This is a genomic window from Escherichia coli DSM 30083 = JCM 1649 = ATCC 11775, from assembly GCF_003697165.2.
GTDB lineage: Bacteria > Pseudomonadota > Gammaproteobacteria > Enterobacterales > Enterobacteriaceae > Escherichia > Escherichia coli.
Genome location: NZ_CP033092.2, coordinates 3701492 through 3718215, shown reverse-complemented (window position 1 = coordinate 3718215; position 16724 = coordinate 3701492). Strand labels below are relative to the sequence as shown.

General features: G+C 48.3%; 10 protein-coding genes, 1 tRNA gene and 3 pseudogenes. 7 read left to right on the top strand and 7 right to left on the bottom strand.

Going from position 1 to position 16724, the window contains the following annotated elements:
• Positions 1–2: 2 nt before the first annotated feature.
• From proB to EAS44_RS19260, 4 genes and pseudogenes are all read left to right on the top strand, one after another.
• Positions 3–1106, top strand: coding sequence for a glutamate 5-kinase (proB, locus tag EAS44_RS19275; protein WP_001285288.1), 1104 nt, complete (start codon positions 3–5; stop codon positions 1104–1106).
• An 11-nt stretch (positions 1107–1117) separates the two neighbouring features.
• Positions 1118–2371 (top strand): glutamate-5-semialdehyde dehydrogenase, encoded by a 1254-nt coding sequence (gene proA / locus EAS44_RS19270; protein ID WP_000893305.1) that lies wholly within the window; start codon positions 1118–1120, stop codon positions 2369–2371.
• Positions 2372–2485: 114 nt separating this feature from the next.
• Positions 2486–2561 (top strand) — tRNA-Thr (locus EAS44_RS19265).
• Between the two features lie 154 nt (positions 2562–2715).
• Positions 2716–3051 (top strand): annotated as a pseudogene (locus tag EAS44_RS19260) (Arm DNA-binding domain-containing protein); the annotation flags it as partial.
• A 437-nt stretch (positions 3052–3488) separates the two neighbouring features.
• Here EAS44_RS19260 and EAS44_RS19255 read toward each other — a convergent pair.
• Together EAS44_RS19255 and vat are read right to left on the bottom strand one after the other, a co-directional pair.
• Positions 3489–3983, bottom strand: coding sequence for a MarR family winged helix-turn-helix transcriptional regulator (locus EAS44_RS19255; protein ID WP_001059463.1), 495 nt, complete (start codon positions 3981–3983; stop codon positions 3489–3491).
• A gap of 155 nt (positions 3984–4138) precedes the next feature.
• Positions 4139–8269 carry a vacuolating autotransporter toxin Vat gene (gene vat / locus EAS44_RS19250; protein ID WP_001034008.1) on the bottom strand — a complete coding sequence of 1377 codons (4131 nt, stop codon included), beginning with the start codon at positions 8267–8269 and terminating at the stop codon, positions 4139–4141.
• Positions 8270–8861: 592 nt separating this feature from the next.
• On the opposite strand from vat, the pseudogene EAS44_RS19245 reads away from it, so the two are divergent.
• Positions 8862–9555 (top strand): annotated as a pseudogene (locus EAS44_RS19245) (IS1 family transposase).
• A 216-nt stretch (positions 9556–9771) separates the two neighbouring features.
• Here EAS44_RS19245 and EAS44_RS19240 read toward each other — a convergent pair.
• Positions 9772–9915: pseudogene (locus tag EAS44_RS19240) on the bottom strand (integrase); the annotation flags it as partial.
• A gap of 63 nt (positions 9916–9978) precedes the next feature.
• On the opposite strand from EAS44_RS19240, the gene EAS44_RS19235 reads away from it, so the two are divergent.
• Both EAS44_RS19235 and yagU read left to right on the top strand, forming a co-directional pair.
• Complete coding sequence (locus tag EAS44_RS19235) at positions 9979–10164, top strand: hypothetical protein (protein ID WP_000146243.1); 186 nt, start codon at positions 9979–9981, stop codon at positions 10162–10164.
• A 214-nt stretch (positions 10165–10378) separates the two neighbouring features.
• A complete protein-coding gene (gene yagU / locus EAS44_RS19230) occupies positions 10379–10993 on the top strand; it encodes a YagU family protein (protein WP_001019923.1) in 615 nt (204 codons plus the stop codon).
• A 248-nt stretch (positions 10994–11241) separates the two neighbouring features.
• Here yagU and ykgJ read toward each other — a convergent pair whose 3' ends face one another.
• The 4 genes from ykgJ to ecpC all read right to left on the bottom strand — a co-directional run bounded on the left by ykgJ (position 11242) and on the right by ecpC (position 16715).
• Positions 11242–11571, bottom strand: a complete 330-nt coding sequence (gene ykgJ / locus EAS44_RS19220; RefSeq protein WP_001295797.1) for a YkgJ family cysteine cluster protein — start codon at positions 11569–11571, stop codon at positions 11242–11244.
• Between the two features lie 306 nt (positions 11572–11877).
• Positions 11878–12588, bottom strand: a complete 711-nt coding sequence (gene ecpE, locus EAS44_RS19215) for a fimbrial chaperone EcpE (RefSeq protein ID WP_001295798.1) — start codon at positions 12586–12588, stop codon at positions 11878–11880.
• On the bottom strand, positions 12557–14200 hold the full coding sequence (ecpD, locus tag EAS44_RS19210) for a fimbrial adhesin EcpD (protein ID WP_001265640.1): 1644 nt from the start codon (positions 14198–14200) through the stop codon (positions 12557–12559). Before ecpD ends, ecpE begins: the two co-directional genes overlap by 32 nt.
• The gene (ecpC, locus tag EAS44_RS19205) at positions 14190–16715 is read right to left on the bottom strand and encodes a fimbrial usher EcpC (RefSeq protein WP_001131109.1); all 2526 of its coding nucleotides are present in this window, start codon (positions 16713–16715) and stop codon (positions 14190–14192) included. Before ecpC ends, ecpD begins: the two co-directional genes overlap by 11 nt.
• Positions 16716–16724 lie beyond the last annotated feature (9 nt).

The window sequence follows — 16724 nt, the reverse complement described above, 5'->3', positions numbered from 1 at the left end:
TCATGAGTGACAGCCAGACGCTGGTGGTAAAACTCGGCACCAGTGTGCTAACAGGCGGATCGCGCCGCCTGAACCGTGCCCATATCGTTGAACTTGTTCGCCAGTGCGCGCAGTTACATGCCGCCGGGCATCGGATTGTTATTGTGACGTCAGGTGCGATTGCCGCCGGACGTGAGCACCTGGGGTACCCGGAATTGCCAGCGACTATCGCTTCAAAACAGCTGCTGGCGGCGGTAGGGCAGAGTCGACTGATTCAACTGTGGGAACAGCTGTTTTCAATTTACGGCATTCATGTCGGGCAGATGTTGCTGACCCGTGCTGATATGGAAGATCGTGAACGCTTCCTGAACGCCCGCGATACCCTGCGTGCGTTGCTCGATAACAATATCGTTCCGGTAATTAATGAGAACGATGCTGTCGCTACTGCAGAGATTAAGGTCGGTGATAACGATAACCTTTCTGCGCTGGCGGCGATTCTGGCGGGTGCCGATAAACTGTTGCTGCTGACCGATCAAAAAGGTTTGTATACCGCTGACCCGCGCAGCAATCCGCAGGCAGAACTGATTAAAGATGTGTACGGCATTGATGACGCACTGCGCGCGATTGCCGGTGATAGCGTTTCAGGCCTCGGAACTGGCGGTATGAGCACCAAATTGCAGGCCGCTGACGTGGCTTGCCGTGCGGGTATCGACACCATTATTGCCGCGGGCAGCAAGCCGGGCGTTATTGGTGATGTGATGGAAGGCATTTCCGTCGGTACGCTGTTCCATGCCCAGGCGACTCCGCTTGAAAACCGTAAACGCTGGATTTTCGGTGCGCCGCCTGCGGGTGAAATCACGGTAGATGAAGGGGCAACTGCCGCCATTCTGGAACGCGGCAGCTCCCTGTTGCCGAAAGGCATTAAAAGCGTGACTGGCAATTTCTCGCGTGGTGAAGTCATCCGTATTTGCAACCTCGAAGGTCGCGATATCGCCCACGGCGTCAGTCGTTACAACAGCGATGCATTACGCCGTATTGCCGGACACCACTCGCAAGAAATTGATGCAATACTGGGATATGAATACGGCCCGGTTGCCGTTCACCGTGATGACATGATTACCCGTTAAGGAGCTGGCCGATGCTGGAACAAATGGGCATTGCCGCGAAGCAAGCCTCGTATAAATTAGCGCAACTCTCCAGCCGCGAAAAAAATCGTGTGCTGGAAAAAATCGCCGATGAACTGGAAGCACAAAGCGAAAGTATCCTCAACGCTAACGCACAGGATGTTGCAGACGCGCGTGCCAATGGCCTTAGCGAAGCGATGCTTGACCGTCTGGCACTGACGCCCGCACGGCTGAAAGGCATTGCCGACGATGTGCGCCAGGTGTGCAATCTCGCCGATCCTGTGGGGCAGGTAATCGATGGCGGCGTACTGGACAGCGGCCTGCGTCTTGAGCGTCGTCGCGTACCGCTGGGGGTGATTGGCGTGATTTATGAAGCGCGCCCGAACGTGACGGTTGATGTTGCTTCCCTGTGCCTGAAAACCGGTAACGCGGTGATCCTGCGCGGCGGCAAAGAAACCTGTCGCACTAACGCTGCAACGGTAGCGGTGATTCAGGACGCCCTGAAATCCTGCGGCTTACCGGCGGGTGCCGTGCAGGCAATTGATAATCCTGACCGTGCGCTGGTCAGTGAAATGCTGCGTATGGATAAATACATCGACATGCTGATCCCGCGCGGTGGGGCTGGTTTGCATAAACTGTGCCGCGAGCAGTCGACAATCCCGGTGATCACAGGCGGTATAGGCGTATGCCATATTTACGTTGATGAAAGTGCAGAGATCGCTGAAGCCCTGAAAGTAATTGTCAACGCGAAAACTCAGCGACCGAGCACATGTAATACGGTAGAAACGTTGCTGGTAAATAAAAACATCGCAGATAGCTTCCTGCCCGCATTAAGCAAACAAATGGCGGAAAGCGGCGTGACGTTACACGCTGATGCAGCCGCGCTGGCGCAGTTGCAGGCAGGCCCCGCGAAGGTGGTGGCTGTTAAAGCCGAAGAGTATGACGATGAGTTTCTGTCATTAGATTTGAACGTCAAAATCGTTAGCGATCTGGATGACGCCATTGCCCATATTCGTGAACACGGCACGCAACACTCCGATGCGATCCTGACCCGCGATATGCGCAACGCCCAGCGTTTTGTTAACGAAGTGGATTCCTCCGCTGTTTACGTTAACGCCTCTACGCGTTTTACCGACGGCGGCCAGTTTGGTCTGGGGGCGGAAGTTGCGGTAAGCACACAAAAACTCCACGCGCGCGGCCCAATGGGGCTGGAAGCTCTGACCACTTACAAGTGGATCGGCATTGGTGATTACACCATTCGTGCGTAAATAAAACCGGGTGATGCAAAAGTAGCCATTTGATTCACAAGGCCATTGACGCATCGCCCGGTTAGTTTTAACCTTGTCCACCGTGATTCACGTTCGTGAACATGTCCTTTCAGGGCCGATATAGCTCAGTTGGTAGAGCAGCGCATTCGTAATGCGAAGGTCGTAGGTTCGACTCCTATTATCGGCACCATTCTAACGTCTCCCCAAGTCTACTCAAGTATTTAAAAACCTCTTATAATCAGTATATTAATGCCCCTTTTAGTCTTTTGACGTCTATTTAAGTACCCCAAACTCTACAAGCAATTGAGGGGATTTGCTGTTCAGTTTAGTGGAGATACCCCCAAGTGAAACTCAATGCCCGTCAAATAGACACTGCCAAGCCAAAAGAGAAGGCTTACAAGTTGGCTGATGGTGGTGGTCTGTACCTCCTGGTAAAACCTGGTGGAGGAGAATATTGGCGTCTCAAGTATCGTGTAGCTGGTAAAGAGAAGCTGTTAGCACTAGGTGTGTATCCTGAGGTCACCTTAGCTGATGCTCCTGCAAAACTTGAAGAAGCTAAAAGAGGTATCTCTGGGGGAATCGATCTGATGGAAGTGAAGCGAGAGGAAAAGATTGCCCGGGAAACGCAGTTAAACAACACCTTCAAAGATATTGCCCTTGAGTGGCACAGTAACAAATTATAATCACAATAATAGTGTATATAATTATACATTGTATGCTTGGTAATCATATAATGATAAAAGCTTCCGATAATCAGTATGAGATTTGTCCTTAAACTCCTGGACATGCTTTTCTAAATCTTCCAATGGTATATGTCCATTTATACAAATAAAATTCTAGTGATAAATACCTTCAGGTATGATTAGACAACATCTTTATTCGATGGGGGTTAATCTATATTTGATATCTTTCTTTTAAATAACAACGCCATTAAAAACGCTTTGTTTAATGACGTTTTTTTATTGTTTCCTATATAAAGCCTAACCAGCATAAACATTGGTGGCTCTTATGCTCATTGTAATTAAATGAGAGTGTGATTAATGTCTTTATATATTCTGGTAGTTATTCTCTCCAGAAGAATACATTGTAAGAAGATGACTGTTAGTATGTTTTAACATCAATTAACATTAAGGTTTGATAATAATTTTTTGTTGGCGAGTTCAAATGTTTTCATTTCATCATCTGATAGCCCGCTCCAGATTTTCTTTAGCATTACATTTTGAGTGTTTATTAGTTTTTGAGCAAGTGTAACTCCGTCAGGGGTTAAGCAAATACTTTTGCTTCGACGATCGTTTTTATTATTAATTCTTTTGGCAATATTCTTTTTTTCTAATTTGTCTATGATGTGTGTGATGTTTGTTTTGGAGAATTGTAACTCCTTGTAAATATCAGAAGGGGACTGACAATAATCATCAGACATATATAATGAAACTAACACCATAAATGTTGAAGTGTTTATTCTATACTCGCTCAATTCATTTTCTATAATACTCTGGATTTTGTCATTTACTCTAATATATAAGTGTATTAACAGACTCTCCTGAGCCGGGTATGCCGGATTTTTGATTTTTTTGTAGTTTGTTATAGTTTTTAATAAATCTATATTATTCATAATTCCACCACACGGCAAAAGAAAACTCATGAAGATTACTCAACCTGAGTGTTACATGAAGTATCGTGAACGCCGGAAAATCTAAGTTCCAGCCTGTACCGTAATCAGATAATCGCAGCAAAGGGACAAAGCAATAGTCCCTTTGCTGCACAGCATCAGAATGAATAACGAATATTAGCGTTTATCGCATCATCTGTGTTGTATTTACCGAATGCAGAGCGTTCAACTTCCAGCCCCAGACGCGTATTGTCGCCAAACCGGGCATTTAACCCCACACCGTAAAGCATACGACCGTCTTTTCTGCCATTAATCTGATGTTCTCCCGCTGCATCCTTCAGGTGAACGTCAGCACTGTCCGTCAGATCGAACTCATAATGCAGGCCGGCACGGGCTGTCAGACTCCAGTCCTTACCACTGAAGGTTTTACCGGAAACAACGCCGGTTCTGCCTACCAGAGGATTAACGCTGTTACGACGCATTGAGACATCCATTCCACTGTCGTTCCAGTTAAATGTTTGGCCCTGCAGTCTTCCCCAGACCAGTTCCGCCTGAGGTTCAACAAACGTCGTATCTGTCAGATGATAACGGTATCCGACTTCTGCACCTGCATACAGTGAATGGCTGCGGAAGTTCTGTTTACCAGCTCCGGCAAAGTTCAGGTCATATTTGTTTTCATTGTGAATATATTTGGCAATCAAATCAAAGTAAGCGCCGGACCGGAACAGACCACTGGCATAGAAACCACCACCCCATGATTTTGTTTTACCGCTGTACAGGCCTGCTGACGCATCTGTGTCAGTGTAGGTGGCCATCACGCCGGTAAACAGGTCCATACTTCCCAGTTCGTGCTTACGGTCAGCCCCCATCTGCAGCAGGGTATAGTGGTCAGTGAAACCGCCATCAGCAGAGCCGGAACCGTTCAGCAGACGCACCCACGTACCGGCTTCGCCGTTAATATCCCTCAAATCGCCCATGCGTTTGTTCAGGTTGTTAACTTCAGTGATGAAGTTGTTATAGCTGATGTGCATGAATGTGGCGGCAGCCTTACCCTGGCCGTCGTTACGTGCAACCTGGTAACCATCGAGGACCCACTCTTTTTTCCCGTCCTCTTTTCTGACACTAAGGGTGGGGGTGACATCACTGAATCCCACAACCCGTGTTGATGCCCTGAACAGATTATCAGCTGTCGCTTCAGGTGCGCTGACCAGTGGAATATCAAGCGTGTCCTTGTCAGAGGGTTTTTTCAGGAAGTTAACCCAGATGCTGTTGTCATGACCTGTTGCCGACTTGTTTATCACCAGTTTGTCTGCCTTGTTAAGGTCTGTACGCATGACAAATGCTGACTGAACCGCGTCCAGATTATCTGTTGTCAGTGTCGTGAACGATGATGTTCCCCCGTTAAAACCGACTATTGTCCGGTTAAGTTTCATATTTCCTGCCGTGGAGTTTCCGTTCATCGACCACTGGGTGTCTGTCATGCTGACGGTGGCATCCGGTGCATTCAGGCTCCCGCTCCAGGTATTGCGGTACCCGTTAAACAGGCTGTACAACATCTGATTCTGAAGAGTCAGGTCAGGACTCAGTTCCCCTTCCCCTCCGAGGGTGACAGTCCCTTTATCCTGAACATTGATATTACCTGACAACATACTGTACGGCCCCACGTTCAGGCGGGCATCGTCTCCCTTCAGGTTCCATGAACCGGCATAATCGTATACAGGTAAAAGTGTGTGAGATACCTCATCAGGACGGCTGTTCAGACTCAGGGTGGCATCAGAAATATTCACCGGACCGTCAGAAACAAAACTCTGACTGGCCAGAACATTTGCTCCCTTGTTCAGATTCAGGGCGGTACTGGTCAGCGTTGAGTTCTCCAGAACGGCACTGTCTGAGGAGATATTCACGGTACTGTTGTTCGCCTGTATTCCGCCATTGAATATCTCATTGATATTCAGCACTGACTGATTATCCAGGTTGACGGTGCCGTTGAAGACGCTTTTATCTGCATCTTTAGTTGCAACAGATGTGCCTTCTTCAAGGGTAAATGCTGTTCCCTGGCCATCTTTTTTGTCGATAAATACCCGACTGTCGCCCAGCGTGACGCTGGAGTTATCTGCCTGGATGGTTGTGTTCAGTGTGGCATTGCGGCCCAGACCAAAGTCTGTATCTTTTAACACGAGCGAACCAAAGCTGAACGTCCTGTTCTCCCAGTCATCCTGTGTAAATGAGGTGGGCTGTGTCAGAACGGAATTGTCGCCCAGAGACGAGACTGTATTTGCAATACTCTGAGACGTTGAAGCATGGATAACCGGGTGGCCCTGAATGGTCAGACGACCGTTTTCCTGAGTAAATGTACCGGACATATTCGCTGAGCCGTCCATAACCAATGCGCCGGTTGTACCCGGGGTTGCTTTATTTGAGAAATTAATATTTCCCAGCAACTTGCCATGATACAGATACCCTTTATTATTAATTCTGTTTGCAAGCAGCGCCTGTGCACTGTTCTGGTCATGTCCGACATATTCCCAGTGCTCGTTACTGACCTGACCGGTAGGGAACCAGCCATAACTACTTGTTTTCAGGATAAAATAATCGACGGTATGAGTATAGGGATTATTATAAATATATAATGAACCTACTGTTCCCCTGTTTGATGATGACCATTCATTAACTTTTACGTTTGCCGGACGCGTCTGATAATCCAGAGTGATATTAGCCGTTTTATCACTGCTGTTACCGAGAGTTGCGCCATAATCGGCGGCATTCAGCTTATGAAATGTCAGGTCATTCCCGTTAACATCCAGAACCCCCCCCCGGTAGCCCCAGGATATATTGTCCGGATTAACCTGCTGGTTGTCTGCCAGCACGACTGTCGGGCGGCCGCTGGCAATATTCACGCTACTGAATGCCTGAACGTGTCCTGAACTGTCAGCCTGCTGATTGAGGACAACGGTCCCATCCCCGACTTTCAGGCCGCCCTCATTAACACCGGTTCCCTGTACAACCAGGGTTCCTTCGCCGATTTTATGCAGGTTGTCACCTTTCACACCATTAACCTGCCAGTTTACGGAGGCATCCTTGTCCACAATAATACCGGCCCCGGTCCAGGTACTTCCGTTTGAAGTGGTGACAGTGTAGTCATCAGTAAATGTCAGTGAACCGGCACCCTGCGTGACAGAGTTTTCCAGGTCAATCTGACCATTATGTCCCAGGAATGTCAGATTTTTACCTGCGTTCAGGTCAGAACCTTTTTGCCCGTGCATGGCATATTCATCGGAACCCTGTTTCAGAGAGCCAGTGCCGGTGCTGCTGTCAAATTTCCATTGCAGGGGGGCGCCGGATGAGGCATTAAAAAAGACGGGAGCGTCATTATCCTCTGAATAGATCTGTGAGAGAAAACTCTGAGGAATAAGAGAATATATCAAATTGGTCCCCCCTCCTACTCCCGAGTAAACACCGACCAGTTCCCACTGCCCTTTGGCCGTATTCCAGCCAAATAATGGAGAACCACTGTCGCCGGCCTCTCCAAAAGAGGGCAGGATGCTATGATCATGTATGTTGCCCCCCATATACAGCTGAATGCCGTCTGAGCCGTGATAAAAGAATGATGTCGGGAGTATTCCTCCTGTCAGATAACCATACCCACCTGTTACCCAATGTCGCTTACCCTGACTATCCTGAATATACTGACTTCCCGAACCAGCCCTGTAGAATGCCGAGTATTTTGAAGGGTTCAATATATCAGCTGTTGATGAGCTGGTTACGGTAGCCGGAGCAACCTCAGTTACGAGCTTATCAAGTCTTGGTGTGTGGAGATCAGATGAACTGTGTTCATTACGATCCACAATATGGTAACTGTTCTGACCATCACCGAAGCTGACGCTCTGATATCCTTTATTATGTTTTACACTGGCTATATATTGCGGGTTAATTAATGTTGCAACGCCGGGATTTGAGCTTACATTCACACTGCTAAAATCAACCATGGGCGCTTTATCAAGATGTCCTACTAATTCCCCTTTATTATTAAAAATAGGAATGTTTGTTGCGCCAGCCTGAAACTGCCCTTTGTTTTCTGCAAAGTCGCGGTATGTCTGGTAAGGATTGTTGCCACCAACCGTTGATGCACCAGCAACGGTTGGGAGTAATGCAGATAGTGCCAGAGAGGTAAGTACTGAAAGTCTTTTTCCTCTGCGGGTACTCCCTTTACATACCCTTCGGGCTAGTTCAGAGACAACCTTTACTGTGTTAGTAATATAACAATATTTTAGAGCGTATATTTTATTCATAGTAAATGATTCCGGAACGTATATTCCAAAGTTACATTAATAACCATAGACAATTTCAAACGAAAGCATTGTTGAATTGCGCGCTAATTATTAATTAGCTATATAATTATAAATGTGACATATGTCACATTTATTTTTGCTTAAAACTACAATATTTTGTAGTTGCACGCATTCTTTGTCTGTGGTTTTCATTGGTGGTAATGAAAATGTTGTTTGCTTTTTCTCAGGTGTTTTGACTTATGACTTAAAGTCATAAAATATGCGACGCTAATACAACTACAGAAAAATGGTATATATGGATATCGACGATATTTGTTGATTTTTATTTTAAATTGCGTGGCGGTTCAGAGCGGATATATATATCACCATACCATCATCTGTTTTTCTGAAGTTCAGATTAGTTTTAACACACTGTTTTCCATCTTCGTTGATTACAACAGTCTTTTTAATGTATTTACGAATGGCATCATTCGACGTTCTAACGGATTTAGTCGATGGTGGGGTAATTAATAAAACATTTGCTGTAATCAAAAACGGTAATGTCTTCAATTGATAGAAGTTTCTGGTAATCTACTGGTATTTAAGGTTTTCCATGGCTACCGTTACTGTTCATCGTCCGCGCTGTAATTCCGATAAAGTTTATCGACATGGTCGTAGTTGTTCCCAGCATGAGCGTTTCCGTTGTCGTTCATGTAAACGTGTTTTCCAGCTCACTTACTCTTATGAAGCCAGAAAACCCGGCTTTAAGGAGCTGATCGTTGAAATGGCGCATAATGGCACAGGGGCCGTGATATCGCCAGAATACTGAAAATCAGCATCAATACCGTCATACGGACATTAAAAAGCTCTCGCCCCAGCGGATAACATCTGCGTCAGTCAGCTCACGCTGATGTTGCCCTTATCTGTGAACTTGATGAGCTGTGGAGCTTCGTTGGCAACAAGGCGCAACAACACTGGCTCTGGTATGCGTAGAACACTAAAACTGGCGGTGTGTTGGCTTACACTTTCGGGCCACGGAATGATGAGGCCTGTCGGGAATTGTTAGCCCTGTTGACTCCGTTCTGTATCGGCATGGTGGCCGCGATGACTGGGGCAGCTACGCCAGAGAAGTGCCGAAGGAGAAATACCTGACCGGCAAAATCTTCACGCAACGTATTGAACGTAACAACCTGACCCTCCGCACCCGCATCAAGCGGCTGGTAAGTAAAACAATCTGCTTCTCGCGTTCCGTTGAAATCCACGAAAAAGTCATCGGTTCCTTCATTGAAAAGCACATGTTCTACTGATTGGAAGCACTACCCAACGTTCAACTTATCATCATAAGTATAAAAATCACAAAATGGGAGGTAAGAGTCTTTACCTGGATTGTCTCGAAATGCAAAGTGTGCTTGCTTTACAACTAAATCTGGGGGTATCTAATGATTGCGTAATAGTTTTTTTATATACATATCAATGTCTTGCTTTTTACAATCTGTTTATATTATCCATTTTAAATCAATAGGTTACACATCGTTAATACCTTCCTTATTTTTTGATTGGGACAGATTTGGGACCGATGGGTTCAGGATCGAATCTATTTACCGTGCGTGTTCGGTAAGGTGATTAGGTGCGAGATGAGCATATCGACGAACCATTTCGAGAGTTTCCTATCCGCTCATTTTTAAGTGCAAGCAGGGAAACACCGGACCAAACCAATCAGCTGTTCGAAAATGGCAAGCGGATTAATATGCCATGGCGGCTTTAAGCCGCACGCATGGGGTGTGGCAAGCCTGATGGATGTTACTGTGCTTGTGGTGGCGTCTTTGCTGGTCTGGTTGTTGGTTAATCGCGAAAATCATTATGCCAGAGGAATACCACAGGACGTTCAGGTTTTGCATAAAAAAGCCCACCATTAAGGTGGGCAAAAGGAATGATTTATATTCTCTGAGAGAAACATTACATTTCTCCTTGTCACTTCTAACATGAAAATATGGAGAAATAATGGAGCTTATATTAATTGGCGATTAGGTAACCATGTGGTTATACAAAACAATACAGTTCTTTACATTTGCCTTGTTTTATGAATACTCCTAAAGAGGTGTATAACATAATGGTACAAGCAGGGTAGATATGAATATATTTGAACAAACTCCACCAAACCGCAGACGTTATGGTCTTGCTGCATTCATTGGGCTGATTGCTGGCGTTGTTTCCGCATTTGTTAAGTGGGGGGCAGAAGTTCCATTGCCACCACGTAGTCCGGTTGATATGTTTAATGCAGCGTGTGGTCCGGAATCATTAATCAGGGCTGCAGGCCAAATTGATTGCTCCCGTAACTTTCTCAATCCTCCGTACATTTTTCTTCGGGATTGGTTGGGACTGACAGATCCAAATTCGGCTGTTTATACCTTCGCCGGGCATGTCTTTAACTGGGTTGGTGTAACGCACATAATCTTTTCGATAGTTTTTGCCGTTGGTTACTGTGTGGTCGCCGAAGTATTTCCGAAAATTAAACTTTGGCAGGGCTTACTGGCAGGTGCTTTAGCGCAACTTTTTGTTCATATGATTTCATTCCCTCTCATGGGACTTACGCCACCTCTCTTTGATCTTCCGTGGTATGAGAATGTCTCTGAAATTTTTGGACATTTAGTCTGGTTCTGGTCTATTGAAATTATTCGCAGAGATTTACGAAACAGAATTACCCATGAGCCAGATCCTGAGATCCCTTTAGGCTCAAATAGATAATGCTTTGAATGATAAAAATGGCGCAAATATAGCGCCATTTTTATAGGTTAAAAACGTTGCTTTTCATATTCTGATGCGGACAGTCAGTGATCATATCGCGCTACTTCAGGATGATGTAGATCCGGAGAACGCTACAGAAAAAGAGGCATTGTTGCTGGAAAATGGAAGAAGTTTCAGGTTTTGTTGTCCCTGAAAAACGAAGCCCCGCTATTACAACTGGCGGGGCAATGCAATTAATTATTGTATATTTATAACGGTGTTAGCCCATATTTAGCTCTTGCACGATTGCAAGCCTCATTGACTTCTCCGTTCTCACCAGACATGGCGAATTCTCTGCATGTGGACGATCGATTTTCATATATCGTGCAGCAGGCATTTTTGCCCGGTGTTCCTGCAAGGGCAATACATCGGGGATTTTTCTGATTAGTACCGCTCATGCATCGGTGAAAAGGGGATATTTGTTCAGTGAGCCTGGCGGGAATGGTACCGCCAGCATCGTCGGCTTCGGCCCAGTAAAAAGAGACGCGGAAAAATGCACAACAGGCACCACACGTCATGCATGGATTCAGATTGCTCATAATTCACCAGTACAGCTATAAATCGTAAAGAGAACTGCGGTACGTCGTATGCAGGGACGTATCGCGGTTGGCTGGTGTACTTTCGATAGTGTGAGTATTGAATGATTTCCAGCCGTTACCGATTTTACGTCCTAATTAGTGAAGAAACCACTCGTTAGCAGGCCGCCTGGTACCTTTCCGTGTCTCCTGAACACTGTGGTGTGCATATGAGAAAGCTCATCGGTGACATTGACGATCGCTTCCACATCATTTAAACGATTTTTGAGTCTCTGAGGTGGAATTCTTCCCTCGTCCGATGGATAAGTCTTAGTCCGCCGAAGGGGGCTTAGCCGGACAGGAATCGCTAATCTTAATGAATTTGTCGTTATAGACCAGATAATGATTCCCCGGCTGACGTAACTCAGGCTGATGAACCACGTCTCCCGGACGTAGATACCAGGCATCGCCTTCCTCTTCGGTCGAATCACATCCTGGTTTAATCAGTAGCTTAAACCACGTGTTGCCGGTGTTACTTACCGTTCCGGTCACCTGATCGAAGGACCATTTAAACTGAACCTGACGTGGTCGTACTACCAGAATGGTATCCATCACCACCACCGGCTCCGTGCTGACCTCACCGCCGCTTGGGCTGCGTTTTGTCAGGTTACGAGTGGGGACCTCGCGAAATGAGACCCGGTAGTAGCGCTCGCGGTTATCCCGTGGGCCATGATAGTAAAATTTAAAATACTCGCTCTCACCAGCCTGCAACGCCAGCTGGCGGGGGGCGAAAAGTAGTTCACCATCCACCGGTCGGGTGCGCAATTCACTGCTGCCCGGGCTATCAATAGCACTGATGGCAATACGGTATATCCGCGCGCTTTTGTTGTTATTCACGACACGTTTGCTGACAAAGTCAGTCTCGGACGGCAGTGAAAAAGTCAGATTGCCGACCGAAATCGCCTGTGTCAAAGGTGCCGCCAGCATACAGACCACTGTCAGCAGGGCCTTAGTTAATGTTACGCCACGTCGCCTGAACATGAATCTCTCCTGAAGCGCTGACTTCGCCAAACCAGCCGTTATCATCTACCGTACGCAGAGAAATGGCGTTATCCATTGGAATCGAAAATTTGACTGTGGTCTTATCCATCTGCCCCACTTCGCCAGAGATATCAGTCCACGGTGTGGTCAACCACAGCGCATCGGTCATATCCCGCCAGCTATCATCGCACCCGGCATCGTAGGTTTTTGTAGCTCCGTTGCGGGTAATAAAGGAAAGCGTCGCCGGGAACGGTACTTTCGCCTTACCGTCATCGGAGCTGAAGACACAATAGGAGCGCCCGCCAATCACCTGCGCGGGTCCGGTCACCTTGATCAGCACTTCGTCGGCAGCTGTTTTACCGCTGGTGGTTACGATATACCCGAAATCGAGTGCCGACTCGCCGCTGCCAACATATCCCTCCCGCGACGGTGTCTGAGTATATTCATCGGAGATAATACTGATGCTGAAATCACGGGGTTTGATAATCAGCGTGTTGGAGGTAGAAAATTCATACCAGCCAGACTCCGGTGATGTGGTGTTCTGAAAGCGAAAGTTGAATAGATCTTTGGTGTTGATATCGCTGATCCCGAGGTTCACCATCTGTTTAAAGAAGTTGCTCGAGAAGAAAACATAGATCGAGTCTGCGCTCTTCATCTCGTTGAAGGTGTAGTAATAGGCAGTATTGCTCACCGGTTTCCATGAACTGCCATTCAGACTGAACTGCATATCGTACGCCCCGACGGCCGAGGCTAACGACGAGTTGGCGATCGCCGGGAATATATGGATTGAGGTGTTGCTGAGTCCGTTTGTTTGCAGGGTATAGTTAACCATCTTACAACTTAATCCTGAACGGCTGCCGATGGTTTGCGTCCGGCAGTCGGCGTTCCCTTCGCCCAGAGTCGGTACTCCGTCGCTGTTGATAAATACTTCCGCCAGCGAGTGGGTATTTATCAACCGCAGATTTGCTGCTTTCGTATGGGTGACGTTGCGAACATACCAGTTGCCGGAGGCCTGATCCTTACAGCGTGCGCCGCTGTTGGCGTCATAGTTCACAGAGGTCTGGCAGGCATTGATGGTCATTGTAAAGCTGCTGCCGACGGGCATTTGTTGCAGATACTGGTAAAACGCGTCTGACAACATGCCGTGCATCCATTTCGCGCCGCCGCTGGTCACCGTCGCGCCATAAAATCCACTGGCGTCGGTGGTTTGCGGCAGGATAAGACTGGTGGTCATATTACACCCTGCGTACCAGTTGATGCAGCGCAAGCCAGTTAAAGGAGATGAAACTGGTGAATTTTCCAGCCACATATCAAACTTCCAGTTGGTATAAAGGCCGGTGTTGTAACCGTTATCAATGTAGCCGAGGCTTTGCTGATAGATGGTTCCTGAACCATTGTATTTTAAACCGGTCCAGCGGTTGGCACCGGTCAGGCGCGGATCCAGCGCCCCGCCAGGAGTGACGAAAAAGTTGTCGTCTGAGTTGTTTTCGACAAACACAAACTCGCGTGCCGGAGCATCCGCCCAGGTTGTTTTGCTCACTGCCGCTCTGAGCGCGGTTGCAGGCCAGATTAGCGCAAAGATTATCATCGCTATCAGTAGGTTAACTCTCATTCTCTTCTCCTGTCTGCGTCACCGCCGCCCACGATGAGAGGCCGCTGCAGACCACATCACCGACCCAGACGGCACCGCGCGCCTGGTTGAGTTCCAGTGCCACTTCGCAGGTTTTATTGCCACTGTAGCGAAAATCGATAGTGGGGTATTTCTTATCCACGTCCATGACAAACTCGCCGTTTTCATCGGTTCGGGTTCGGCCGATATGGTTGTTAATCCGTGCGTTAGCCAGCAGTGTGCCGTCTTCCGCACGGATACGACCGGAGACGGTAACCATCTGCTTCACCTCTGGCTCAATGACAGCGACATTGCCTGGATAGAGAGTCAGATGACTTTTGCGACCGCTGACGATATCGTAACTGTCGAGTGAGTTTTTGCTGTTCTGCAACTCCACCTCATATCTTCCATAGGGAGAGAGCGGGAGATAGTTACGCTTGCCGTTAAGCGGGAAAATCCGCCCGTTGATTTTGGCGCTGATCTGACCATCGTTCTCCAGGCCAGTGTCGAATATCACCCCAGCGTTGCCATCGGTCCGCCCGCTGGCAGCGATGTTTTTACCCTGCCAGCCGACGCTGCCGTTGGCGGTCAAATTAGTATTGATGTAGCCGTCCGCCGCGCTATTGACGTTCAGCGTTCCGCTGGCGTAACGAGCGTCGAACTGTGCATACGCCCCACCGCTGAGGGTTTTGTCATCACCGGTATCGCCGGAGATGGCTCGTGACAGATTGGCACCAACAGTGCGAATGGTTCCTTCATCAAACTGTTTGCGTGCTGACAGGTTTGCCATGGTGTAGCCGTTTTGATGGGTCATCCCTGCGCTAAACCAGTTGCCCAGTGGTAGCGAGAGATCGAGAGCGATATATTTCCCTGTATTGGCGCTGCTGTCGCCGTTGTTATAGCGCTGAATACCGGCCCGCAGGCCAAGCGAACCAAAGGTACCGCTGTAGACACTTTGATAGTAATCTGCCGTGTAATAATGGCTGTTGTAGCGGCGGTCATCATTGTAGCTGATGCTGAACGTACCCAGCTTCGACCACAGTGAGTTCAGGTTGAGTGTGCCGCCGATTGCACGGTTGTCGGCATCGCTACGTCGCAATTGATTGCCAATGCGGGTTTTTTCCTGGTTAACCCACAGCGAACTGAAGCCTCCAGGTAGAGTGGCGCTGATGCTGGCGATGTTGCTCCATGAGCTGTCACTGGCCAGCATGTTTTGCAGGTTAACGTTGATCGCCCCCCCAAGCGGCAGCGTCAGACGGGTTTCACCCACCGCCTGATTATCGTATCCATATCCCGTTGCCGCCCAGCTAAACGTACTCAGTGAGCCGGAGGTCGAGGCACCTGCCAGCCAACTCTCTTTGGCTGGTCGCGTCTTTTTCCCGTTTTCCGACCAGCGATCCATATGAAAGCTACCGCCCCATATCTGCCACGCCAGCGGTGCACCGACGCCACGTCCCCGGCTAAACAGCTTATTGACCCGCTGGGTGCGTTTGCTGATCACGCGACCGTTAACGATTACCTCAACTTCCACATCGTAAATACCGTACGGTAGACCCCGGGTATCCACTTCATGATTGCCCATGGTGAAGTTCTGAACGCTTAGTAGTCGCCCATCACGGGTGAGATGTACTTCGCCCGCCGCCGGTAAAAAGGCGATCACTGGCGTGGCCGATTGGCTGCTGTCGAAGATGGTGGAGCTGGCCTGGTTTCCCCAGGAAAGGCCGTAAATCTTCCCTGCTGAAATGGCGGTCATCGGCCCTAAGGACTGCAAGTTCCAGGTGTCGAGCATTCCACCGGCAAATCGGTGACCAGCAAAATCGCGTTCATACATCGCTTTATATAATTCACTGTCCTGTTGACCGCTACCAATCCCGTACAGTGAGCCGTCGAGCACCACGTGATGTTCGCGCAGCGCAGTAACGTTATTCAGCGACAGATAGCTGGAGGTGTTGCTCCCGCCGTTACGCAACTGGTTGTTATAGACGCCGAAGTTATAGCTCAGATTACTGCTGAGGGTGTTAACACTGGACTGCCCGATGTCTTCGCTACGTGAGCGTAGTACGGTGCCCAGCGCTTCGCGCTTGACCACCAGCTGCAGCAGCAGTTGGCGCAAGCTGAGATCCAACTGCGCGTTGTCAGTCAGGGGGATGGTAAGGGCCTCATTGAACGGGGCGTTGGCCAGAGTCATCAGTTGCTGTCGAGTTTGTTCGCTGACACTGGCGTTATCTTCACTCTCTTCCAGCTGTATTTTCCGGATGCGTAACTGTCCATCATCCAACCAGATAAAAGCGCTGCCGATTCGCTGATCGTCCTGGCGACCCTGGCTACCGGCGAGATGAATATAGAGCGGGACGCTCATGCCGTCCTGAAGCGCCTGACTGAAGGCCTGCGGAATAATCACCCCACCTATTTGCTGCGCACTTATGTCAGCAGCGCTGGCATCGGGCTGAACGAACAAAAAGACCATGCCGAAGGCAAACTGGGCTTTCAGTCCTGGGGAGAACCGTCGTAAAGGCATTGTCGTTAT

Bases quoted from the DNA above. Each gene is read 5' to 3' on its own strand.
- vat (WP_001034008.1), bottom strand. From the start codon at position 8,269: ATGAATAAAATATACGCTCTAAAATATTGTTATATTACTAACACAGTA.
- ecpD (WP_001265640.1), bottom strand. From the start codon at position 14,200: ATGAGAGTTAACCTACTGATAGCGATGATAATCTTTGCGCTAATCTGG.
- EAS44_RS19235 (WP_000146243.1), top strand. From the start codon at position 9,979: ATGGCAAGCGGATTAATATGCCATGGCGGCTTTAAGCCGCACGCATGG.
- ecpC (WP_001131109.1), bottom strand. From the start codon at position 16,715: ATGCCTTTACGACGGTTCTCCCCAGGACTGAAAGCCCAGTTTGCCTTC.
- proA (WP_000893305.1), top strand. From the start codon at position 1,118: ATGCTGGAACAAATGGGCATTGCCGCGAAGCAAGCCTCGTATAAATTA.
- proB (WP_001285288.1), top strand. From the start codon at position 3: ATGAGTGACAGCCAGACGCTGGTGGTAAAACTCGGCACCAGTGTGCTA.
- yagU (WP_001019923.1), top strand. From the start codon at position 10,379: ATGAATATATTTGAACAAACTCCACCAAACCGCAGACGTTATGGTCTT.
- ykgJ (WP_001295797.1), bottom strand. From the start codon at position 11,571: ATGAGCAATCTGAATCCATGCATGACGTGTGGTGCCTGTTGTGCATTT.
- EAS44_RS19255 (WP_001059463.1), bottom strand. From the start codon at position 3,983: ATGAATAATATAGATTTATTAAAAACTATAACAAACTACAAAAAAATC.
- ecpE (WP_001295798.1), bottom strand. From the start codon at position 12,588: ATGTTCAGGCGACGTGGCGTAACATTAACTAAGGCCCTGCTGACAGTG.